Consider the following 23,304-nt stretch of genomic DNA (forward strand, 5'->3'; position numbering starts at 1 on the left):
TCAGACCATGCCACGCACAGCGTTTACAATATCTTCAGCGTGGGGCAGTGCCAGCTTTTCAAGGTTGGCAGCGAAAGGCATGGGCACATCAACGCCAGCCACACGAACCGGTGGGGCATCCAGCCAGTCAAATGCATGTTCGGTGATCTGCATAGCAACTTCAGCGCCAATGCCTGCAAATGGCCAGCCTTCTTCAACGGTCACCAGACGGCTGGTTTTCTTCACGCTCTCAACAATTGTTGCGGTATCGAGCGGACGCAGACTGCGCAGGTTAATCACTTCGGCGCTGATCCCCTGCTCGGCCAGAACCTTAGCCGCTTCAAGAGCTTCACCCACCATGATGGAGAAGGCAACGATTGTTACATCAGTCCCTGCCCGTTCAATTTTGGCCTTGCCTATTGGCAAAATGAAATCTTCATCGGTCGGACATTCAAATTTATGCCCGTAGAGAATTTCATTTTCCAGGAAAATGACAGGGTTCGGGTCACGAATGGCTGCTTTAAGCAGGCCTTTTGCATCTGCTGCTGACCATGGCACAACCACCTTCAGGCCAGGAACATGAGCATACCAGCTGCCATAACATTGTGAATGCTGTGCACCCACACGTGCTGCCGCACCGTTAGGACCACGGAACACAATGGGACACCCCATCTGCCCGCCTGACATATACAGGGTTTTAGCAGCAGAGTTGATAATGTGGTCGATTGCCTGCATGGAGAAGTTCATGGTCATGAACTCAACAACAGGTTTCAGGCCGGTCAGGGCTGCACCCACTGCCATACCGGTAAAGCCGTGTTCGGTGATAGGCATGTCAATGACGCGTTTTTCGCCAAACTCTGCCAGCAGCCCCTGAGAAACTTTATAAGCCCCCTGGTACTGACCAACTTCTTCCCCCATCAGGAAGACGTCTTCGTCATGACGTAATTCTTCAGCCAGAGCCTGATTAAGTGCCTCTCTGACCGTTATTTCTGCTGTCGGCCCCCAGTCTTTCTCGACATAGGTTTCTCCCTCAGCATATGTCGCTGGTGCGCTCACCGGTGCGACAGCTGCCTGAGCAGGCTCGGCAGAGGGCTGCGGTGCAGCAGCTGAGGCATGCTCGGGAACAGCTTCGCCTTCCTCAACCAGAATGGCGATCGGTGTGTTGACTGCTACACCCTGCGTGCCAGCCGGTATCAGAATACGACCGAGAATGCCCTCATCAACGGCTTCAACTTCCATCGTTGCCTTATCAGTTTCGATTTCTGCCAGAATTTCGCCGCTTGCTACGGTGTCACCTTCGTTCTTCAGCCAGCGTGAGAGCGTACCTTCTGTCATGGTGGGAGAAAGCGCGGGCATTAAAATATCTGTAGCCATAATCAGTCAACCTTCCTGCAGAACGTCAGTGTAGAGCTCGGCAGGGTCAGGGAACGGACTGGTCTGCGCAAATTCAACACAATCTTTAACAGTGTCTTTTACATCATTTTCAATGCTCTTGAGCTCATCTTCGGTGACACCGGAATCGAGCAGAATATGACGAACATGTTCAATGGGATCACGATTTTTACGAACAGATTCAACTTCTTCGCGGGTACGGTATTTTGCCGGATCAGAGACAGAGTGACCACGATAACGATAGGTCATAATTTCGAGCAGATAAGGCCCTTTACCTGCACGGCAGTGTGCCACGACCTCAGCCGTTGCTTCATACACTGCGGCAACATCCATACCGTCAACGCGGCGACCGGGAATGCCCCATGGCTCGCCATTGCGCCAGAACTCTTTCGAGGCAGAGGCACGTTCGACGCTTGTTCCCATACCGTAGAGATTATTTTCGATAATAAAGATGCAGGGTAATTTATGGAGTGCTGCCAGGTTAAAGCTTTCATAAACCTGACCCTGGTTAGCCGCACCATCACCAAAATATGCGACAGCAACCTCGTCTGTGCCACGATATTTGTTAGCAAAGGCAAGCCCTGCACCCAAAGCAACCTGTGCGCCTACAATGCCATGACCGCCATAGAAATTTTTTTCACGCGAGAACATATGCATCGAGCCGCCTTTACCGCGTGAATAACCTGTTTCACGCCCGGTCAGCTCAGCCATAACGCCACGTGCGCTCATGCCGGCGGCCAGCATCTGCCCGTGATCGCGGTAGGAGGTGATGATTTTGTCACCATCTTTAAGGGCCATCTGCACGCCTACCACAACGGCTTCCTGCCCGATATAAAGGTGGCAGAAACCGCCGATAAGACCCATGCCATAAAGCTGGCCGGCTTTTTCCTCAAATTTACGAATCAGCAGCATATTATGAAAAGCCTGCTGAAACTGCTCTCTGGTCAGAGAGGGACCATTCCCGCCTGAAATGAGGGTGCCGTGGGTCTCTGCCTGCATAAGGTGGTCCTTCATACTTAAAGATGCGTTCGCAACATTTTAAGGAAATGTTATGATAAAGCGTGTTTTTTGAAAATAATGTTTATTACGTGAGAAGGTAAGATTTCTATTTTGTGATAGCGGCCCTTCAGGCTGCGTTATACTCCCCTGACTGTCCTCCGCTTTTATGGAGCAGGTGAATATCAGAAATACACATGCCACGATCAGCAGCCTTGCACATATCGTACAACGTCAGTGCTGCCACAGACACTGCCGTAAGTGCCTCCATTTCAACACCGGTCGCCCCGCTGGTGGAGACAGAGGCCCTGATTTCAATTCCTCTGCCGTCGGGGATGAGGTCAACCTCAACGCTGCTTAATGACAGAGGGTGACAAAGGGGAATAATATCCGATGTTTTTTTTGCTGCCATAATTGCAGCGATACGTGCGGTTGCAAGAACGTCCCCCTTAGCTGCCCGCCCGGAAAGGACAAGCTCAAGGGTTTCCTTCGTCATAGAGATATGACCTTTAGCAACTGCTTTACGGCGCGTCGGTGCTTTTGATGAAATATCCACCATACGCGCCTCGCCGGCATCATTCAGATGTGTCAGGCCGGAATGACGGGTTGTCATCAGGCACGACCAAGAAGTACACGAGCCGCCTGCCCCGGATCCGGCTGGCGCAGCAGCGATTCACCAACAAGGAAGCCTGTCACACCGATATCAGTCAGGCGTGTTACTTCAGCATGCGTTTTAATGCCGCTTTCAGAAACAATAATCCGGTCAGGTGGCACCAGAGGCGTTAAGGCGACGGTCGTCTCGATGTCTGTGATCAGCGTTCTGAGATTGCGGTTATTAATACCAATCAAAAAGGCATCAATTGCCAGGGCCCGGTTGAGTTCCTCTTCATCATGGACTTCGAGAAGAACATCCATTTCCAGGCCTTTAGCGTGATCAACCAGTTCCTGCAGTTCTTCATCACTCAGAATCCCAACAATCAGCAGGATACAGTCAGCGCCAATGGTGCGGCTTTCATAAACCTGCCACGGGTCTATAATGAAGTCTTTGCGCAAAACCGGCAGAGATGTTGCCGCACGTGCCGCCTGGAGATCCTCATTGCTGCCGTGGAAGCATGAACTTTCAGTCAGAACAGAAAGGCATGCTGCACCGGCCTGTTCATAAGCCTGAGCAATAGCTGCAGGATTATAATTCTCCTGCAGAATTCCGGCTGAAGGAGAGGCTTTTTTAAGCTCCGCAATGAGCCCGACAGAGCGATCTGCCGACTTTTCTTTTAATGCACGACAAAACCCACGTGGTGCTTCTTTTACGTCCTGTGCTCTGGCCGTGATCTCTTTGAGGGAGACAAGGGTTGAGCGATGTTCAACTTCCAGGCGCGTTCGTGCACAGATACGTGCCAGCACATCGGGCAGCTCATCTGATGTTTTTATGTCAGAAGGGGTTGCGGTTGATGGCGTAGTTGTTTCGGTCATAATTATCCTGTGGTGTTTTAAACGTGCGATTCAGACGATGAGAGACGTAAGTCCTGTAGCAAAGCCATAGCTGAGCCATCGTCAAGCGGGCGACTAACAACGGAAATAACTTCCCGCAAAGCGCGCGTGTCAAAACTATCATTTTTCAAAATAGATACCCGGCCTGAAACATGCAGGGCGCAGGCGGCATTGAGCAGAACTGTATCACGATACGGCCCGGTTGCACCATGCAAAAGTTCTGTCAGAGCCAGAGCGTTCTCCCCGGGGCTTCCTCCCCTGATAGCTGAAACCGGTGCAGATATGAGGCCGCTCATCTCCGGTTCAAGTAACAGGGTATTTTTTTTACCCTGCTCACAGCTGACAATATGTGTCGGGCCGGCAAGAGTAACTTCGTCAATACCCTGTATTTCACCATCAGGCATGCCGCATACAGCCCAGGCCATCTCGGCCCCAAGTGTTGCCAGAACATCAGCAATAATACTGAGCCATTCTGTTGAAAAAACACCGGTCATCTGTCGTTTAACGCCGGCGGGGTTTGAGAGTGGCCCTATCAGGTTAAAAAGAGTACGAATGCCCAGCGCTTTTCGTGCCTGTGCTGCAAATCGCATTCCAGGGTGATGGTTAGGAGCCGCCATAAAAGTCAGATTGTGCGTCTTCAGCTGCGCAGAAAGAGCCGCCGGGTCACTAAGCAGAGGAATACCCAGGGCTGAAAGCACATCAGAGGCGCCCGTCTGAGAAGAAACCGCCCTGTTACCATGCTTGGCAACAGGCACACCAAGAGCGGCAAGAACAAAAGCTGTAGCCGTGGAAACATTAAGGGTATTATAGCCATCGCCACCCGTGCCGCAGACATCCATTGCTCCGGCTGGTGCGCCGGGAACAGCTACCATGGCATTGCGCATGGCAGTTACGGCACCCAGAAGTTCAGGCAGATCTTCTTTTTGCATACGCAGGGCAACGGCAAAAGCTGCAATGCACTCAGAAGGAACGTGCCCTTCCATAATCAGGCGGAAAGCATATTCTGTTTCTGCCTGGCTTAGTCTTTTTCCCTGACACAGATTATTAAGATAATCTTTAAAAACAGAACGATAGTCTGATAGTACAGGTTGCGCTGAATGTATTGTCATGCGTTCAGGCTGGAGATGTCTGTCTGGCCCATGCGCGGGCCTGGGTCATGAAGTTGCGCAAAATCTGATGGCCGCACTCTGACGCAATGCTTTCAGGATGGAACTGCACCCCGGATACCGGAAAATGGCGGTGCCTTACACCCATTATAACATTATCTTCAGTCCAGGCCGTAACTTCCAGTTCATCAGGTATGCTGTCAGGGGCCAGTGTCAGGCTATGGTAGCGCGTGGCCTTAAACGGGTCAGGCAAATCTTTAAAAACATCATTGTTATTATGAAAAACCGGGCTGACCTTACCATGCATAGGCACAGGTGCTCTTACAACTTTTGCTCCGAACACCTGCCCTATAGACTGATGCCCCAGACAAACCCCGAAAACCGGGATTCTACCGGCAGCCTGAGAAATCAGGTCACAACAGATTCCGGCCTCGTCCGGTGAGCACGGGCCGGGAGAGAGAACAATAGCTTCAGGTGCAAGAGCAACCGCTTCAGCGGCACTCAGGGCATCATTGCGATAGACACGACACGTCTCCCCGAGTTCACCAAGATAGTGAACCAGGTTGAATGTAAAGCTATCGTAATTGTCGATAAGCAGGATCATGACGTGATGATGCCTTTGTGCAGAGATGAGGTCAAATTCAGGATGGGGATGAGAGTTTCTGAGCCTGAAGAATGGCAGATTCAGCAGCCCTAAAAACAGCACGGGCTTTATGTTGCGTTTCGGCATATTCGGCATCAGGCACACTATCTGCCACGACACCGCAGCCAGCCTGCACATACATCATGCCATCTTTTACAACAGCCATACGCAGGCCGATACAGGTATCCATATCGCCGCCTGCACCAAAATAGCCAATACAACCAGCATATGTCGCACGGCGGGTTGGCTCGACTTCGTCAATAATTTCCATGGCGCGGATTTTGGGCGCGCCGGTTAGTGTACCTGCGGGAAAGGCTGCAACCAGCGCATCAAGCGCATCAAAGTCAGGAGAGAGCGTGCCTTCAACGTTAGAAGAAATATGCATAACGTGGCTAAAACGCTCAATGACAAACTGCTCTGTGACTTTTACTGAGCCTGGTTTGCACACGCGCCCGACATCGTTGCGCCCAAGGTCGATGAGCATCAGGTGTTCTGCCAGCTCTTTCTGATCGCTGAGCAGATCCTGCTCGAGGCGACGATCTTCCTCAATATCTTTCCCTCTTGGGCGGGTGCCTGCCAGAGGGCGAACGGTCATTTTTCCTTCGCTTAGCCGCACCAGAATTTCCGGAGAAGACCCGACAAGTGAAAAACGACCAAAATCAAGATGGAACAGGAAGGGCGCAGGGTTAATACGCCTCAGGCTGCGATATAAACTCAGAGAAGGCAGAGTAAATGGTGTAGAAAAGCGCTGGCTCGGCACAACCTGAAAGGCGTCCCCTGCCCTGATATAATCCTGGATACGTTTTACAGCCTCACAAAACTGCTCTTTCGTGAAGGTTGATCCCGGCTGCTGAAAGTCAGCAACCGGCGGGGTTATGCTTTCCTCAGGTAACCCGGCATTCAGGCAGGCACGCGCCTGAGCCAGAAGTGCCTGAGCGTTTTCCCAGCTTTCTTCACAGCTCTGCCCGGTCTTCGGGCGCACTGGTGCGGCAAGAATAAGCTCATCACTGACCGTATCAAAAACAGCAAATAAACCGGGGCGAATCATAACAGATTCGGGCAGGTTGAGGTCATCTTCAGGAGGGTGCGGCAGCTTTTCCATCTGCCTCACCATGTCATAACCGAGATAGCCAAAAAGACCCGCTATCATGGGGGGGAGCCCATCGGGCAGATCAAGCTGAGTTTCGTTAATCAGGCTGCGTAAATGGGTCAGAGCAGCTTCGGTAATCTGTTCCGGTGCGGTGTCTGCATCTTCCGGTGCGCGGTCAAGCAGAACTTTGCCCTGATGGCAGGTCCAGACAAGATCAGGTTTAAGAGCGATAACAGAGTAGCGACCACGGGCAGCCCCTCCCTCTACACTTTCAAGCAACAGACTATACTGCTGCGACGTCGCATCAAGGGACCTGAGGCGTATATAAGCAGAGACCGGCGTAAGGAGGTCGGCAGGCTCGACAGAAAACACAACACTCGCCTGGCCATTATCCCAGCGTGCTCTGACCTCCTGCAGGGAGGGAGAGGTCTGCATATGGGTCATAACACTCATCGTTGTGTATTTCCGCCAAAGCCAAGAGCGTTAATAACAGCTGCTACGGCCTGATTGTTGATCTGAGGAGGGCTCTTTTTGACCAGAGCATTGACATAAGAAGATGCAAGATCATCCGCATTGCTGCGTGCCAGACTTTGTCTGATGTTTTGCATAGCAACGACATTCTTGTCTGACTGAGGCTGATAAACCTTTGTAACCGTCGCGATGATAAAGCTGTCATCATTCTCAGTCATGGCAGACTGCCCGGCTTTCATGTGCATCAGCAGTGCCATCAGATCCTGCGGGATGGCAGAGTTTGGTGCTGAGCGTGAGAAAGAGGCATTTTTCACGACAGAAGGAGAATCTGAGGCAGCTGAAACGCCACCTTTCTGCTGTGCTGCCAGATAAACGTCAGTTGCATGTTTATTGGCTGCCTGTCGCATCATATCAGACTGCCATGCGCTCAGCACATCCTGGCGGGCCTGCTCAAACGTACGGGGCCGGGCCGGTGTGACCTCGTCAACCTGCACGGCATACCAGCTATTGTCGGGCCCTTCGATCAGGTTAGGCTGCTCTCCTTTTTTTACAGAGAAAATTTTCTGAATAATGGCAGCGCGCAATTTATCCGATGCAGGGAGAGGGGCTGGCTCTTTATCCTGTGTATTGCCCTGAGCATCAAGGCTGCCGGCAGCAGCAACGGCACCGATATCAGAAGGAATAGTATCAAGGCCATTGCTGGCAATAACATCCTGAAGCTGACGGCTGCGTTCGCTTATCAGCTGAGGAGCCTTTGCGGTGCGGTACTGTTCAAGAATTTCAGCACGTGCCTGTTCAAAGGATGTGTTTTTAGGAGGGATAATTTTCAGCACCCTGAAAATCGCCCAGCCGGCTTCTGTTTTCACCGGACCGTCGATCTGTGAAACGGGGGATGCAAAAATAGCACTGGCGAGTGCTTCTGACGGAATAGCAGATGGTCTGATACCAGACATTTCGACCGAAGCACTGCCTTTTGATGCCGCCTGCATACCGGCCCAGTCAGTGCCGTTTTTCCACATTGCAGCAAGTTTTGCAGCTTCATCCTGGTTGTTCAGTGTGATGATCTGAACATCGCGGGTTTCAGGCACATTATAATGTGATTTCTGGCCGTCATAGGCGCGCTGAAGCAATTTATCTTCAACGGTGATGCTTTTTGCTATCGTTTCAGGCGAAATGACAACAATTCTGGCATGGCGATATTCAGGAAGCTGAAACAGCCAGGGGTGATTGCTGTAATAACGATGCAGGACTGGTTCTGAAGGCTGAGCAGGAGGCTGAAAATCAGAGAAAGGAATTCTCAAAAAATCAACAACCCGTGTCTGCAATCCGTAATCAGCCAGGTAGCGCGCAACAGTTGATGAAGAACCAGCCCCCAGCTCTACCGGCTGAAGAACGGCGCGGATAGCAAGGTCATTATGTACCAGCTTTAAAAACCCCTGCTCTGTCATGTTATTGCTGCTCAGCACAGAATTAAACAGAGTGCGGTCAAAAGTTCCTGCGGCATTATGAAATGCAGGCACGGAAAAAACTTCATCACGAATAGCTGAATCAGGCACCCTGATATCAGAATGCTGGCTGGCCAGAATAAGTTCCTGACGCTGAATAAGCTGATTCAGGCTCTGATAAGCGGCCTGCTGCCCGACATAAGGCGGAATTTGTGCAGGGTTGCTGACACCAATCCGTTTTGTAATATCGGGGAGGCTTTTTCTCAGCTGTTCATCAAGACTCATGGTCGTGATTTCGTCACTGCCTATTTTGGCAGCAACATCATTCCCGGTACCCATAAAGTTGATGATGTTACCTGCGCCAAAGCCAATAAAGGCGAGGAACACGCCAATGACCATAACGCGGCCCAGCCATGACTCAACAAAAATACGACGCAGGGATGAAAGCATAAATGAAAATCCGTAACAAAATCAGAGTTTGGAAAGCCGCTCAGAAGGTGGCAATATAAACAGCCCGGACACTCTTGACCAGATACAACCGTTTCATCTTCTCAGATGAAACGGAGATGGCTCACTGTGTATGGTAAAAATATGGTTTAGGCGGCAATATAGCTGAGCTGCACCTGTTTGAAGGTTGTGGCAATCGCTGCATAAGGAAAGCTGATATGAGCAGACAGATAATTGTTGGCAACTGGAAAATGAACGGAACGACCCGTGATTCGAAGGCGCTGGTTCAGGCGATTTCGGGCGGTGTGAAGGCTGAAGGTCCTGATGTTGTTATCTGTCCGCCATTTACGCAGCTCTCACTGGCGGCATCACAGCTTGAAGGCACTTCAGTCAGGCTTGGAGCTCAGGATTGCCATAAAGCGGCGTCAGGCGCTTATACAGGAGATATCTCCCCTGCGATGCTGACAGATCTTGGCGTATCACACGTTATTCTGGGGCATTCTGAACGTCGTCAGGGGCATGGTGAACTTGATGAGACAGTAAGAGAAAAAGCCGTGGCAGCGGCGAAAGCCGGGCTGACACCTGTTGTCTGTATTGGCGAGACCGAAGATCAGCGTGAAAGTGGTGATCATTTTGATGTGCTTGGCTGGCAAATTAAAGGGTCGTTACCGGATGATTTTTCAGGTATACTGGCTTACGAGCCTATCTGGGCAATCGGGACAGGTCGCGCAGCAACGACAGAAGAAATAGCCGAGACAATGGTTTTTCTGCGTCAGGAGCTGGTGCGTCAGTTTGCTGAAAATGGAAAAAAAGTCAGAATTCTGTATGGCGGTTCCGTTAATAATGAAAATGCGGCTTCCATTCTGTCCATTCCCGAGGTAGCAGGTGCACTGGTTGGCGGCGCAAGCCTGAAGCCTGATGCGTTTTTATCTATTATTCATGCCGCTTCAGCATCCTGAGCAGTATATTCTATTCGGAAGACAATATGACCACAGTCCTGCTGATTCTCCATTTTTGCGTGACCATCGCTCTTATTGGCGTTGTGCTTATTCAGCGCAGTGAAGGCGGCGGGCTTGGTATTGGTAACAGCCAGGGCATGGGTGCGTTCATGTCAGGTCGTGGCACTGCCAATCTGCTGACCCGCAGCACAGCCGTACTTGCCGGTCTGTTTATGCTGCTGTCTCTGGTTCTTGCTGTACTGAACCGTGGCTCAGTCAGTGGTTATGGTCATGATATTCTGGCACAGCCAGCCCCTGTTGCGGCACCGGCTTCGCCCGCATCAGTTTCAGCGCCGGCTAAGCCCGCGTCAGCTCCTGTCGGCCAGGCTGCACAGCCAGCGGCGGGACACTGAGCCCCGGAGCACTCTCGCTATACTGTATCAGGCAGCTGAGAGTGCTCTGTCAGGAAACAGAAAACCTTTTTTTGTGCCTGTCTTTACTCATTTTGCTTTGTGCGTGTAGAAAGTCTGTCCATGACTCGCTTTGTATTTGTTACCGGTGGTGTTGTTTCCTCTCTTGGTAAGGGAATAGCATCAGCTGCACTTGCCGCATTGCTGCAGGCCCGTGGGTATAAAGTTCGCTTACGCAAACTTGACCCGTATCTTAACGTCGACCCTGGTACGATGAGCCCGTTTCAGCATGGTGAAGTTTTTGTCACTGATGATGGTGCCGAAACTGACCTTGATCTGGGCCATTATGAGCGCTTTACCGGCGTGAATGCGACCCGGGAAGACAACACAACAACCGGAAAAATTTACTCTGATGTGATCGCGCGTGAGCGCCGCGGTGACTATCTTGGTGGAACTGTTCAGGTTATTCCGCATATTACTGATGCGATTAAAAATATCGTCGTTGCTAATACAGACCATCTTGACTTCGTGCTGGTTGAAATAGGCGGTACTGTCGGTGATATTGAAAGCCTGCCTTTCCTTGAATCGATCCGTCAGCTTCGTAATGACCTGGGCATGGCCCAGACAATGGTTGTCCATCTTACTTTGCTGCCATGGATCCCCTCAGCAGGTGAGCTGAAAACGAAGCCGACCCAGCATTCTGTTAAAGAACTGCAGAATGTTGGCCTGCAGCCACAAATTCTCTTGTGTCGTTGCGATCGCCCTATTCCTGAAAGCGAACGCAGCAAGATTGCGAACTTCTGTAACGTCAGACCTGAAGCAGTGATTGCTGCCCGTGACGTTGATACAATCTATGCCTGCCCCCTCTCCTACCATGCTGAGGGTATGGATAACGAAGTTCTGCGTTACTTTGGTCTGCCATTTGAAGATGAACCTGACCTTTCCGGCTGGGAAAAAATTGTAGACGCTATTCGCCACCCTGAACGCGAAGTGCGTATTGCAGTGGTTGGTAAGTATACCGCTCTGCTGGATAGCTATAAGTCGCTCAATGAGGCGCTGCTTCATGGGGGTATCAGCCACCGCACGAAGGTGAAACTGGACTGGATTGAAGCTGAAAAGCTTGAAAAGTCTGACACCGCCCTTGAACAGCTGGCGCAGGCTGATGGTATCCTGGTCCCCGGTGGTTTTGGTGAGCGCGGTTCAGAGGGCAAAATTGCCGCTATCCGTTATGCTCGTGAAAATAAAATTCCATTCCTGGGTATTTGCCTTGGGATGCAGATGGCTGTTATTGAGTGCGCCCGTAATCTTGCAGGCCTGCCGGATGCGTCATCAACTGAATTTGGCCACACCCCGGAGCCTCTTGTCGGTATTATGACTGAGTGGGCACGCGGCAAAGAACGTCTGCGCCGCAGTGAAAGCGGAGAGCTTGGCGGCACGATGCGTCTGGGCTCTTACCCGGCTCAGTTAGTCGCAGGATCAAAGATTGCACAGCTTTATGGTTCAACGGCCATTAACGAGCGCCATCGTCACCGTTACGAGGTGAATATTCACTACCGTGAAAAACTTGAAAAAGCCGGAATGGTTTTTTCAGGTCTGTCGCCCGATGGGATTTTGCCAGAAGTTGTTGAATATGCTGATCATCCCTGGTTTATGGCGGTGCAGTATCACCCTGAGCTGAAATCAAGACCTTTTGCACCTCATCCTCTTTTCTCAGGTCTGGTTGGCGCCGCCCTGCAGAAGAAAGAAGCTTGTTAATGAGTAACTCAGCCCATAATTTTCAGCTCGGTGAGCTGAAAATTGGCAACGATCAACCTTTTGTGCTGATCGCCGGGCCATGTCAGATAGAATCTGCAGCTCATGCTCAGGAAACAGCGCAGGCTCTCAGGGAAATCTGTGGTGCTCTTGGGCTTGGGCTGATTTATAAAAGCTCATACGATAAAGCCAACCGTACCAGTGTTTCAGCGCAGCGTGGCATTGGCATGAATGAGGGGCTGCAAATTCTCTCTGATATTCGTGAGACGTTGCAGATACCTGTGCTGACTGATGTACATACTGCTGAGCAGTGTGCTCCTGCTGCACAGGCTGTTGATGTGTTGCAAATTCCCGCCTTCCTGTGTCGTCAAACAGACCTGTTGCTGGCAGCGGGACAGACCGGTGCCGTGGTCAACGTGAAAAAAGGGCAGTTTCTCGCTCCCTGGGATATGCAGCACGTTGCTCATAAAATTGCGTCTACAGGCAATAAGCGCATTATGCTGTGTGAGCGCGGTACCAGCTTTGGTTATAACACACTGGTGAATGACATGCGTGGCCTGCCGATTATGGCACAAACTGGCTACCCGGTTGTTTTTGATGCCACCCATTCAGTGCAGCAGCCTGGTGGTCAGGGCACCTCATCTGGTGGACAAAGAGAGTTTGCTCCGATCCTGGCCCGTGCGGCTCTGGCAACAGGTGTCGCTTCATTGTTTATTGAAGTGCACCAGGACCCTGATCGTGCTCCCAGCGATGGTCCTAATATGCTGCCAATTTCAGCACTCCCCAGGCTTTTTGAGCAGTTCAGGCAACTGGATAGCCTGGTAAAACAGTTTATCTGAAACTAAGACCCTCTGGTTTATAAAATCAGAGGGTTTTTTATACTTCGATTTTAATATTTCTGACATGTCGGTATTACGAGCTATCTTGCTGTAAACCCTGTGTTTTGTCAGGTCATCTGCAAAAATATAAAAACCAGAGAGATGGTCAGGCCGCGAGAGGCAGCCTGATCAGTCCTGACTGTTATTCAGTAGAACATGATTATGAAGTGTTATGGCCGCTAAGAGCACACGCAGGGTCACGCATGCTCTTAGCCTGTCAGATTAAACGTCGAGATTTGCCACTCTGAGCGCATTACCGACAATGAAATCACGGCGTGGTTCAACAACATCGCCCATCAGAGTGGTAAAGACCTGCCCGGCTTCTTCAACGTCACCGATTTTCACCTGGAGTAAAGTACGCATGGCCGGGTCCAGAGTGGTTTCCCACAGCTGCTCGTTATTCATTTCGCCCAGACCTTTGAAGCGGTTAATGGCAAGACCACGCCGCCCCTGTGCCAGAAGATGTGCATAAAGCCCTGCCGGACCAGCAAATTTTGTCTCTGACGTTTCATAACGCAGGGTGACACCCGTACCAAACTGCTTTTGCAGGCGCGCAAGCTGTAAGGTAAGCCAGCGGCTGTCCCCACCAGCAAGAGCTGTGGGATCAATACGGTAAGTTTCCCCTACGCCTCTGACTTTGCGTGAAAGCTCAATGCCTGTCTCACTGATGTCAACAGACCAGCCACGCTCATTTTCAGCTGAGGCGGCATCAAGTCTGGCCTGAAGATCAGAAGCTCTTTCACGCTGAGTGGCTAGTGAATCAGTGAGTATACCTGCCAGAGCAGCCTGTTCGATAATCCAGCGTGGTGTGCGTGTTGCCAGACGATTAATCGCCTGGGTAGCCTGCTGGATAAATGGCAGGTCCGCTTCAATCCCTTCTTCGCTGCGCTCTTCTTTATCGCTGTAGATAAAGGTGGCTTTATTGAGCGCTTTTTCGAGCAGATAAGCTTCAAGAGCAGCATCATCTTTCAGATAATGCTCTTCATTGCCACGCTTTGCCCGGTAAAGAGGTGGCTGAGCAATATACAGGTAGCCTCGCTCAATCAGTTCGGGCATCTGCCGGAAGAAAAAGGTCAGAAGCAATGTACGGATATGCGAGCCGTCAACGTCAGCGTCAGTCATAATGACGATGCGATGATAACGAAGCTTGTCGATAGAGAACCCGCCCTGATCGACTTCCCCGCGTCCGATACCTGTACCCAGTGCGGTAATCAGAGTGCCAACTTCCTGTGAGCCGAGCATTCTGTCAAAGCGCGCACGCTCAACGTTGAGAATTTTACCTTTCAGAGGCAGGATTGCCTGAAAACGTCTGTCCCTGCCCTGTTTTGCTGTACCACCGGCGGAATCACCCTCAACGATAAATATTTCAGCTTTAGAGGCATCGCGTTCCTGACAGTCTGCGAGTTTTCCTGGCAGCGAAGAAATATCCAGGATCCCTTTGCGGCGTGTCAGTTCACGGGCTTTACGGGCTGCCTCACGGGCTGATGCAGCATCGAGCACCTTAGAGACAATAATTTTTGCCTCTTTAGGGTGTGTTTCAAACCAGTGGCCAAGCATGTCAGCAACAACCGTGTGCACCACAGGCTGCACTTCTGAAGAGACCAGCTTATCTTTTGTCTGAGAGGAGAATTTAGGATCAGGCACCTTAACTGAGAGAACGGCCGTCAGCCCCTCTCTCATGTCATCACCGGTCAGAGAGAGAGAGTCTTTTTTGATAATACCTTCGGCATATTTACCAACAACGCGGGTCAGAGCCTGGCGGAAGCCAGCCAGATGCGAGCCGCCGTCACGCTGAGGAATGTTGTTGGTGAAGCACAGCATGGTTTCGTGGTAGCTGTCGTTCCAGGAGAGTGAAAACTCCACCTTAATGCCGCTGTCTTCATTTTCGATTTCACCGCTTACGGGTGGTGTAATCAGAGGGGTACGGGCCCGATCCAGCCAGGAGACGAAAGCTTCAAGGCCGCCTTCAAAATGAAAAACTTCTTCACGTTTTTCTTCAGTGCGGTGGTCACGCAGTGTGATTTGCAAACCTGAGTTCAGGAATGCCAGCTCGCGCAGGCGCCGTTCAAGAATAGCGAAGTCGAAAACAGTTTTAGGAAATGTCTCGCTACTTGGTTTAAACGTAACAAGCGTGCCGCGCTCTTCTGATGAGGTGCCGACAACAGCGAGGGGAGCGTCTCGTTCACCATGGCGGAAGCAGATAATGTGCTCCTGCCCGCCACGCCAGATGCGCACTTCCATTTTTTCAGAGAGGGCATTAACGACGGCCGCACCAACCCCATGTAGTCCACCAGAGACTTTGTAGGAGTTCTGGTTAAACTTACCGCCGGCATGCAGTCGTGTCAGAACAACCTCAGCTGCGCTGATCCCCTCTTCCTCATGCATATCGGTCGGAATACCGCGCCCGTTATCACGCACACTCACGCTGCCATCAGCGTTCAGGGTGACAAGGCAGTAGGTTGCGTGACCAGCCTGCGCTTCATCAATCGCGTTATCGATGATTTCAAAAGCCATATGATGCAGACCTGAGCCGTCATCAGTATCGCCAATATACATGCCGGGGCGTTTTCTGACCGCATCAAGACCTTTGAGGACAGAAATAGACGAAGCGCCGTATTCTTCTTCCGCACCGGTTTCAGACGTAAACTGAGTTTTGTCGGTCATGAATATATGATACTCCGGATGAGGAAGAGTGAAAAAACTTGCATTGCTATCTTATACGACGGCAGGCTGCGAGACGCCAGATTAGAGGGGCTTGTTTTCTTATTTTTAAACCTGAAAAGAACCATTTTTCAGGGTGATAAACCGGGCCATATCTGAAATTTTTTCAAAAGGCGCGGAATCTGTTCCTGTAAGCAGAATTGTCGTTTGCAATGATGGCAAATATTCCAGCAGTGCTTCGCGTTTGTAACGATCAAGATGCACAAGAGGTTCATCAAGCAGCAGTAAAGGCGAAGCCTTGCGGTATTCTCTCACCAGTGCCGTCTGCGCAAGTGTTAAGCCCAGCAACATAGCCTTTTGCTGGCCTGTGCTTGCAGTATGGGCTGGTAAGCCGGTTTTCCAGTCAGAAAGCATAAAGTCACTGCGATGTGGCCCGATACTGGTGCGGCCCCTTTGCCGGTCTTCACTGCGGCTCAGGTTTAATTTTTCTTTAAACCAGTCTTCTACGGTGAGCGCAGGTTTTTTCTGAATTTGCTCACTGAGGTCACAGTCAAAAGTGACGTGGGAGGCAGGAAAAGCTGATTTATGTGTCTGTGCAAACGATGAAAGATAATAAGCGATTTCGTTACGTGCCGCACTGATAGCGACACCGTGCCGGGCCATTGTGCTTTCAAGGCCGCTCAGCCAGCTTGTCTCTGTCGGGCGGGTTAACAGGAGCTTGTTGCGCTGTGTCATGGCGCGTTCATAAGCTGCCAGCTCACGGGCATGGCCAGGAAGAACAGTCATGACCAGGCGGTCAAAAAAACGCCTCCGGCCAGAAGCATTCTCGCTAAACAGTCTGTCCATCTGGGGGGTTATCCAGATGACGGACAGCAGATCTTCAACCCCCTCTTTTTTAGGGAATGGCTTGCCATTAAGCAGGAAGTTACGACGTTGCCCCCTGCTGGTCTCGCTGATAGCCGTGCCGAGATCAATTATTTCATCATTAAGCTGAAAGCGTGCTGCGACACCCCAGCCGGATGTTTCATTATGCCCCAGCTGCGACAAAGAAGCTCTGCGCAGCCCCCTGCCCGGAGCAAAAAGTGACAGAGATTCGAGAAGATTCGTTTTGCCGCTGCCATTTTCACCGGTCAGAACGGTGAGTGCATTCTCGGGGTGCCATGTAAGATGGCGATAGTTTCTGAAAAGTGTCAGGGTGAGTTTTAAAAGGCGTGGCATAAAAACTGTCAGATCACGCAAAGAATGTGATGTTGATCAGCTCAGCCACGCCTGTGTAAAACTCAGACCCGCATAGGCATAAGAACGTACAGCACTTCCGGGCTGTCAGCATCGCGCACGATGGTAGGAGATGCGCTGTCAGAGAACGCGAACTCCACGTCTTTTTCTACCTGATCGGTGATGTCATTAAGGTAGCGCGCCTGGAAACCAATTTCCAGGTTACCTTCCTCAAAGGTGATGTATTTATCGTCCAGCTCTTCGCGGGTTGTACCCTGCTCCGGGCTGCTGGCAGAGAGAGTAAGCAGGCCTGGCTCAAGCATCATTTTAACAGGCTTGGAGCGTTCCTGACTAATGGCTGCAACACGGGCCACAGCGTTAGCAAAGTCCTTTTTGCCAACACGCAGAATACGGGTGTTATTGCGGGGAATAACACGGTCATATTCAGGGAATGTACCATCAATCAGCTTTGAAGTGATGGTTACCGGCCCGACAGAAAACTGAATGCGGGTTTCTGACAGAGCAACACCGATTTCCTCGGGTGCTTCATCAATCAGTTTGCGGAGTTCTGCAACAGTCTTGCGTGGAATAATCACACCAGGCATTGCCTCTGCACCAGCTGGGAGAGCGGTTTCAGCGCGGGCAAGACGATGGCCGTCAGTTGCAACGCTACGCAGCACGGGCGTGCCTTCACCCGTTATGGCATGAAAGAAGATGCCATTGAGGTAATAGCGTGTTTCTTCCGTTGAAATGGCAAAGCGTGTGCGGTCGATCAGCTGCCTGAGTGCTGCAACAGGCAACGTAAAGCTGCACGGAAAGTCACCTGCACCCATAGATGGGAAGTCATCAACGCTCAGAACATTCAGGCGTGTTGCGAATCGTCCTGCTCTCAGGTGGAGAGGCGCTTCGTTTTCGCTCTGATCAAGCTCAACCGTTGCATTGTCAGGTAATTTTCTGACGATTTCATAAAGCACTGAGGCCGGAGCAGTCGTTGCTCCATCCTGCATAACATTTGCAGGGATAACCTCAACAACCTCAATTTCCATATCAGTGGATTTAAGGCTGATCTGATCTTTCTGCGCCTGTATCAGAACGTTGGCAAGTATGGGGATAGTATTACGCTTTTCAGCTACACTCTGGATGTGCGCCAAAGCCTTGAGCAATGTTGTCCGCTCAGCTGAAAACTTCATTTATACCTCGTCTCTGTGAACGACCCTTCAGCATTAATGCTGCCAGAGAAGTAAAATTATCCACGATGTTTAACAGTGCTCTGCAACGAGGTCCAGAAACAAAGTGCGCATCAGTTTAAATCAGTTTTCAAGCATCCGGCGCATCAGTTCAACGTCTTCAGCAAAAGCGGCATCACGTTCCATCAGTTCTGCGACGCGGGCCACAGCATGCATGACCGTTGTGTGGTCACGATTGCCGAATTTCCGTCCGATCTCTGGCAGAGAGCGGCTGGTGAGCTGTTTGGCCAGATACATCGCAACCTGCCGCGGGCGTGCTACTGCACGGGCACGGCGGGCTGAAGACATATCTGTGAGGCGGATATTCCAGTGTTCTGATACTTTTTTCTGAATTTCTTCAATCGTCACGCGCCGGTCATGTGCTTTAAGAATATCGTGCAGTACATCCTGCGTGGCTTCTAGCGTAACCGGGCGGCCAAAGAGGTTTGCGTGTGCGATAAGACGGTTCAGCGCACCTTCAAGTTCACGTACATTGGTCGTAATCTTGTGAGCAAGAAATTCAAGAACCTTAGCCGGAACAATGACCCCTGATGCCGCAGCTTTGGCTTCCAGAATGGAAATGCGCAGCTCAAAGGTCGTGGCATGAATATCTGCCACCATGCCGCACCCAAGACGCGTGCGCAGCCTGTCTTCAAGGCCTGACAGATCAGAAGGTGATTTATCGGCAGAGACAATGATCTGACGCCCGGCATCAACCAGCGCATTGAATGTATGAAAAAACTCTTCCTGCGTATTATCTTTCCCGATCAGGAACTGGAGATCATCAATCATCAGCACATCGACTGAACGGAGCTGCTCTTTAAACTCCATCGTCGACTGAGAGCGGATCGCAGCGATAAAACGATACATAAATTTTTCGGCTGACATATAAGCGACAGAGACATTGCCTCTTTGCAGCAGTTCAGCGCCAATGGCGTGCATCAGGTGCGTTTTACCCAAGCCAACGCCACCATAAAGAAAGAGCGGATTAAAACCGACGCTTGATGGTTTTTCGGCAACGCGGCGTGCGCAGGCATAGGCAAACTCATTTGGTTTGCCGACCACAAAATTATCAAAAGAAAAACGGGTATCGAGTGTCGCGGCTATATCATTTTTATTTTCAAGACGGCCGATATCGTCAGCATCAGCTGGCAGGCCGGGAGAGAGCGGAGCCGGCGTCGGTGCTGATACAGCCGCAACCTCACTGGTAATGACCGGAGCAGCCGGGTCACCAGGGCGGGCAACCTGAAGCTCAACATGACGAATAGAGGAAACTTCCTGGTTCCAGAGCTCACTAAGCCGGTCACCATACTGACTACGGACCCAGTCACGCAGGAAACGTGTTGGCAGCAAAAGCGTAATTTCATTGCCATCAACGGGGCCAAGCGCGATTTTTGTCAGCCAGGTATGATATTCAACCTCGCCCACTTCTCCCTTTAAGCGCGAGCAGATGCGCAGCCATGATTTTTCGAGAGCCTTACCATCGTCATCAGGTGCAAGGGTATTTTTGTCATCGTCCACCCCGATACTCATTTACACTCCCAGGTGATTGAACAAAATAAATGGCCTTGGAAACGCCCCGGAAAAAAGCATATCAGCCCCTGACGAGACACCATGATGGCATATCAGTCGGGTTCTTTTCAGAGTGTTGCACCGAAAAAGATGAGGCAAAAACTGTCAGAAGGGTTTTTGCAACTTAACGTTAAACACTTCGCTCACGATAACGCAGAGCCTGTGCACGAGCAACAAAAAAGACAGTTTCGTGATAGTTGAGACCGGGGGCATGCCTTCCTGAAAAAGAAAGCCGAATCATCCTCGGGATGATCCGGCTTTTTCAGTCTTCACTGCGTTGATTTTAAAAAAGTTTAAAATCAGGCTGTGGCAAGAGCTTTAACGCGGGCAGAAAGGCGCGCAATTTTGCGAGACGCCTGGTTGCTGTGAACAACACCTTTGCTTGCAGCGCGCTGAATTTCAGGCTGAGCGAGACGCAGAGCTTCGCGTGCTTCTTCCTGGTTGCCCGATGTGATTGCGAGCTCAACTTTCTTGATGAAAGTACGCATACGAGATTTGCGAGCTGTGTTGCGTGCAGTGCGCTTTGCTGTTTGTCTGATACGTTTGCGGGCTGATGCAATATTTGCCATGAGTTTCGTGTTGTCCAGCATAAAAGAATGGAGCTGATGGCTGACAGGCCGACCAGCCAGAAAGAGTAGCGGAGCTGTAATCCACAGGTGTGGCACTCGTCAAGCTTCATCACACGAAATAGAGCTTTTTTCGCAGAAATGTTGCTTTTCAGAGCAAAAAAACGTCGACCGGCCGCTTTGCTGAATCTGTTGTATGCCAGGGCAGTCTTCTTCATCAGGGCAGGCAGGGCACGGCTGACCCGCTTTGCCATACACTGCCCACGCATGCTGGAAATAGCCAAGCCCACCATCAGGACGCACATAATCTTTCAGGCTTGATCCGCCGGCGGCTATGGCTTCGTTCAGAACCTTGCGGATAGCCGTAACGAGAGGACGCAGCTGCTGCGCTGTCAGGTTCCCCGCCGGCGTGCGCGGGTCAATGCCCGCATAAAACAGAGCCTCGCAGACGTAAATATTGCCCAGACCAGCAACGTTTCCCTGGTCAAGGAGCGTAGTTTTTACAGGTGAGTTTTTATTTCTGAAAGCATCAGCAAGTGTTCGCCACGTAAACTGAGAGGAAAGTGGTTCTGGCCCCATAGTGCGAAATGAAGAATATTGCTCTTCATCTGCTGTGTGTATGAGGTCGACAAAACCAAAACGGCGCGGATCTGTGAAAACACAGGCCTTATCATCGTCTGTTATAAAGACAACGTGATCGTGCTTTCCGTCATGGCTCTGAGAATCGAGAGTAACACGCCCTGACATGCCCAGATGCATGATAATCGTAAGGTCACCGGATAATCTTATGAGAATGTATTTTCCGCGCCGCTGAAAATTTTTAACAGTTTTACCTTTGACGCGACGGGTAAAATCGGCAGGAATCTGCCGTCTAAGGTCGTGTCGCTTTACGATAGCAGTCTGGATGATGCGATTCTGCAGAGCAGATTGCATTCCTCGTATAACAGTTTCAACTTCGGGTAGCTCTGGCATGACAAAAAAGCAGAGTATAGAATGGTGCCATGATCGACAATAGCTCCATGCCCCCCTCTTCTTCTCATGACGCAAGCGCTGAGGAGACGGATTTCGGATTTCGTTCTGTTCCCAAAGAAGAGAAAAAGCCGCTTGTGCGTGCTGTTTTTGACAGTGTGGCGAGCAAATATGACGTAATGAACGATTTAATGTCTCTGGGCATTCATCGTGTCTGGAAACGTATTTTCATTACCGAACTTGCTCCGGCGCCAGGCCTTAAGCTGCTTGATCTGGCTGGTGGCACAGGCGATATTACCTTCGGGTGGATGCGCAGTGGTGGTGGCCCCGCTATTATGACGGATATTAATGCCAGCATGCTTTCAGTCGGGCGTGACCGGGCTATTGAAAAAGGTCTGGTGTCGAACCTGTCTTTTTGTGTGGTCGATGCTGAGGCTATTCCGCTTAAAGATATGTCTGTCGACCGCGTCACTATCGCGTTCGGGCTGAGAAACTGCACCGATAAAATGGCTGTTATCCGCGAAGCACGTCGTGTTCTTCGTCCCGGCGGTAAGTTTCAGTGCCTTGAATTTTCCCGTGTTCAGGTCGCGGCTCTCGCACCTGTCTATGATGCCTGGTCTTTTAAAGTGCTGCCTGTGATGGGCGGGCTCGTAGCGAAAGATCGCGAAAGCTATCAGTATCTGGCAGAAAGCATCAGAATGTTCCCTGACCAGGAAACTCTGGCGGAGATGTTCCGTGAGGCTGGCTTGTCGAATGTTAAATATCAGTCTCTCTCAGGCGGCATCGCAGCTATTCATTCAGGCTGGCGTCTGTAAGATATGAGCCAGATCCCGCCTGTGCGTTCTGTTCTGCTGGTTGTTACCGGCAGTATAGCGGCTTTTAAAGTGCCTGAGCTGATCAGGATGCTAAGAGCTGCGGGCATAGCAGTGCGCTGTGTGCTGACAAAAGGCGGGGCTGAGTTTGTAACGCCTCTTACATTACAGGCACTCAGCGGAGAGAGGGTGCATACCGACCTTTTCTCTCTGACCGCCGAGCAGGAGATGGGGCATATCGCCCTCTCCCGCTCTGCTGATCTCGTGCTTGTGTGTCCTGCCTCTGCCGATTTTCTTGCAAAAATGGCACATGGCCTGGCAGATGATATAGCCAGTACGCTTTTGCTGGCGACTGATACGCCTGTCATGGTTGCACCGGCAATGAATGTGCGTATGTGGGAGCACGCAGCGACACAGGCTAATGTTACGTTGCTCCGGCAGCGTGGTGTACAGCTTATTGCTCCTGTTGACGGTGTGATGGCCTGTGGTGAGTCTGGTCCGGGGCGTATGGCAGAACCTGCGGATATCAGTGATACTGTCGTAGGGTTTTTCAGGCAGAAATTGCGTGAGGGTCGTGCTCCGCTGGCTGGCAGGCGCGCTCTGGTTACCGCCGGGCCAACCCATGAACCGCTTGACCCTGTGAGATATATTGCAAACCGTTCTTCAGGCTTGCAGGGGTATGCTATTGCTGAAGCTCTTGCTGATTTAGGAGCTGATGTAACACTGGTGAGTGGCCCCACACAGCTGCGTAACCCGGCGGGCATGACGGTGGTCAGATGCGAAACTGCACGTGATATGCAGGCAGCAGTTCATGCTTTGAAACAGCAGGATATTGCCGTTTGTACAGCCGCTGTAGCTGACTGGCGCCCTGCTGCGCAGGCGACACAAAAGCTTAAAAAACAATCACGTAATGATGTTCCGCCTCCGCTTGCCCTGACCGCGAACCCTGACATTCTGGCTGAATTATCTCAGCCCTCTCCTATCCGGCCTCAGCTGGTTGTCGGGTTTGCCGCTGAAACCGAAAACGTCGCGCAATACGCTCAGGCAAAGTTAAAACGTAAACAATGTGACTGGATTGTTGCCAATAACGTTGGTGCAAATTCTGATGTCATGGGCGGAAGTGAAAATGAAGTTATGCTGATTACGTCTCAGACTTCTGACGCCTGGCCCAGACTCTCAAAAACAGAGGTCGCCCGTAAACTGGCCGTGGCGATCGCTGACTGGTTTTCTCGTTCTTTATAATTCGCG

20 protein-coding genes are annotated in these 23,304 nt (G+C 51.1%); 6 read left to right on the forward strand and 14 right to left on the reverse strand.

All coding sequences use genetic code 11. From position 1 onward, the window contains the following. The 8 genes from HK11_RS03995 to HK11_RS04030 form a co-directional block, all read right to left on the reverse strand. A complete protein-coding gene (locus tag HK11_RS03995; RefSeq protein ID WP_086554059.1) occupies positions 1 to 1,353 on the reverse strand; it encodes a pyruvate dehydrogenase complex E1 component subunit beta in 1,353 nt (450 codons plus the stop codon). A gap of 6 nt (positions 1,354 to 1,359) precedes the next feature. Next, the gene (gene pdhA / locus HK11_RS04000; RefSeq protein WP_233133302.1) at positions 1,360 to 2,385 is read right to left on the reverse strand and encodes a pyruvate dehydrogenase (acetyl-transferring) E1 component subunit alpha; all 1,026 of its coding nucleotides are present in this window, start codon (positions 2,383 to 2,385) and stop codon (positions 1,360 to 1,362) included. A 112-nt stretch (positions 2,386 to 2,497) separates the two neighbouring features. Further along, positions 2,498 to 2,980 carry a cyclic pyranopterin monophosphate synthase MoaC gene (gene moaC, locus HK11_RS04005; protein ID WP_086554061.1) on the reverse strand — a complete coding sequence of 161 codons (483 nt, stop codon included), beginning with the start codon at positions 2,978 to 2,980 and terminating at the stop codon, positions 2,498 to 2,500. Then, positions 2,980 to 3,837 (reverse strand): indole-3-glycerol phosphate synthase TrpC, encoded by an 858-nt coding sequence (gene trpC, locus HK11_RS04010; RefSeq protein WP_086554062.1) that lies wholly within the window; start codon positions 3,835 to 3,837, stop codon positions 2,980 to 2,982. Before trpC ends, moaC begins: the two co-directional genes overlap by 1 nt. A gap of 17 nt (positions 3,838 to 3,854) precedes the next feature. Further along, entirely contained in the window at positions 3,855 to 4,964 is a 1,110-nt protein-coding gene (trpD, locus tag HK11_RS04015) for an anthranilate phosphoribosyltransferase (protein ID WP_086554063.1), read from the reverse strand. A 4-nt stretch (positions 4,965 to 4,968) separates the two neighbouring features. Then, positions 4,969 to 5,565, reverse strand: coding sequence for an aminodeoxychorismate/anthranilate synthase component II (locus HK11_RS04020; RefSeq protein ID WP_086554064.1), 597 nt, complete (start codon positions 5,563 to 5,565; stop codon positions 4,969 to 4,971). Between the two features lie 37 nt (positions 5,566 to 5,602). Beyond that, complete coding sequence (gene trpE, locus HK11_RS04025; protein WP_086554065.1) at positions 5,603 to 7,147, reverse strand: anthranilate synthase component I; 1,545 nt, start codon at positions 7,145 to 7,147, stop codon at positions 5,603 to 5,605. After that, the gene (locus HK11_RS04030; RefSeq protein ID WP_086554066.1) at positions 7,144 to 9,060 is read right to left on the reverse strand and encodes a peptidyl-prolyl cis-trans isomerase; all 1,917 of its coding nucleotides are present in this window, start codon (positions 9,058 to 9,060) and stop codon (positions 7,144 to 7,146) included. Before HK11_RS04030 ends, trpE begins: the two co-directional genes overlap by 4 nt. Positions 9,061 to 9,275: 215 nt before the next feature. On the opposite strand from HK11_RS04030, the gene tpiA reads away from it, so the two are divergent. From tpiA to kdsA, 4 genes are all read left to right on the forward strand, one after another. Further along, positions 9,276 to 10,016: a triose-phosphate isomerase gene (gene tpiA / locus HK11_RS04035; protein WP_086554067.1), complete on the forward strand. Its 741-nt coding sequence runs from the start codon at positions 9,276 to 9,278 to the stop codon at positions 10,014 to 10,016. Between the two features lie 26 nt (positions 10,017 to 10,042). Then, positions 10,043 to 10,408, forward strand: a complete 366-nt coding sequence (gene secG / locus HK11_RS04040) for a preprotein translocase subunit SecG (protein ID WP_086554068.1) — start codon at positions 10,043 to 10,045, stop codon at positions 10,406 to 10,408. A 120-nt stretch (positions 10,409 to 10,528) separates the two neighbouring features. Then, positions 10,529 to 12,160 carry a CTP synthase gene (locus tag HK11_RS04045; RefSeq protein WP_086554069.1) on the forward strand — a complete coding sequence of 544 codons (1,632 nt, stop codon included), beginning with the start codon at positions 10,529 to 10,531 and terminating at the stop codon, positions 12,158 to 12,160. After that, a complete protein-coding gene (gene kdsA / locus HK11_RS04050) occupies positions 12,160 to 12,996 on the forward strand; it encodes a 3-deoxy-8-phosphooctulonate synthase (protein WP_086554070.1) in 837 nt (278 codons plus the stop codon). Before HK11_RS04045 ends, kdsA begins: the two co-directional genes overlap by 1 nt. Before the next feature lie 261 nt (positions 12,997 to 13,257). Here the strand turns inward: kdsA and gyrB are convergent, their stop codons facing one another. The 6 genes from gyrB to mutM all read right to left on the reverse strand — a co-directional run bounded on the left by gyrB (position 13,258) and on the right by mutM (position 21,247). After that, on the reverse strand, positions 13,258 to 15,699 hold the full coding sequence (gyrB, locus tag HK11_RS04055) for a DNA topoisomerase (ATP-hydrolyzing) subunit B (RefSeq protein ID WP_086554071.1): 2,442 nt from the start codon (positions 15,697 to 15,699) through the stop codon (positions 13,258 to 13,260). A gap of 105 nt (positions 15,700 to 15,804) precedes the next feature. After that, positions 15,805 to 16,914 (reverse strand): DNA replication/repair protein RecF, encoded by a 1,110-nt coding sequence (gene recF / locus HK11_RS04060; RefSeq protein WP_086554080.1) that lies wholly within the window; start codon positions 16,912 to 16,914, stop codon positions 15,805 to 15,807. A 62-nt stretch (positions 16,915 to 16,976) separates the two neighbouring features. After that, positions 16,977 to 18,101, reverse strand: a complete 1,125-nt coding sequence (dnaN, locus tag HK11_RS04065; protein ID WP_086554072.1) for a DNA polymerase III subunit beta — start codon at positions 18,099 to 18,101, stop codon at positions 16,977 to 16,979. Between the two features lie 120 nt (positions 18,102 to 18,221). Next, positions 18,222 to 19,670, reverse strand: a complete 1,449-nt coding sequence (gene dnaA, locus HK11_RS04070) for a chromosomal replication initiator protein DnaA (protein WP_086554073.1) — start codon at positions 19,668 to 19,670, stop codon at positions 18,222 to 18,224. A 338-nt stretch (positions 19,671 to 20,008) separates the two neighbouring features. Continuing rightward, positions 20,009 to 20,278 carry a 30S ribosomal protein S20 gene (gene rpsT, locus HK11_RS04075; protein ID WP_086554081.1) on the reverse strand — a complete coding sequence of 90 codons (270 nt, stop codon included), beginning with the start codon at positions 20,276 to 20,278 and terminating at the stop codon, positions 20,009 to 20,011. 99 nt (positions 20,279 to 20,377) lie between these two features. After that, positions 20,378 to 21,247 (reverse strand): bifunctional DNA-formamidopyrimidine glycosylase/DNA-(apurinic or apyrimidinic site) lyase, encoded by an 870-nt coding sequence (gene mutM / locus HK11_RS04080; protein WP_086554074.1) that lies wholly within the window; start codon positions 21,245 to 21,247, stop codon positions 20,378 to 20,380. 29 nt (positions 21,248 to 21,276) lie between these two features. On the opposite strand from mutM, the gene HK11_RS04085 reads away from it, so the two are divergent. Both HK11_RS04085 and coaBC read left to right on the forward strand, forming a co-directional pair. Then, entirely contained in the window at positions 21,277 to 22,059 is a 783-nt protein-coding gene (locus HK11_RS04085; RefSeq protein WP_086554075.1) for a class I SAM-dependent methyltransferase, read from the forward strand. 3 nt (positions 22,060 to 22,062) lie between these two features. Next, positions 22,063 to 23,298 carry a bifunctional phosphopantothenoylcysteine decarboxylase/phosphopantothenate--cysteine ligase CoaBC gene (coaBC, locus tag HK11_RS04090; protein WP_086554076.1) on the forward strand — a complete coding sequence of 412 codons (1,236 nt, stop codon included), beginning with the start codon at positions 22,063 to 22,065 and terminating at the stop codon, positions 23,296 to 23,298. The last annotated feature ends 6 nt before the right edge of the window (positions 23,299 to 23,304 follow it).

The sequence above is a fragment of the Acetobacter sp. DmW_043 genome (genome assembly GCF_002153485.1).
In the GTDB taxonomy this organism is placed as follows: domain Bacteria; phylum Pseudomonadota; class Alphaproteobacteria; order Acetobacterales; family Acetobacteraceae; genus Acetobacter; species Acetobacter thailandicus.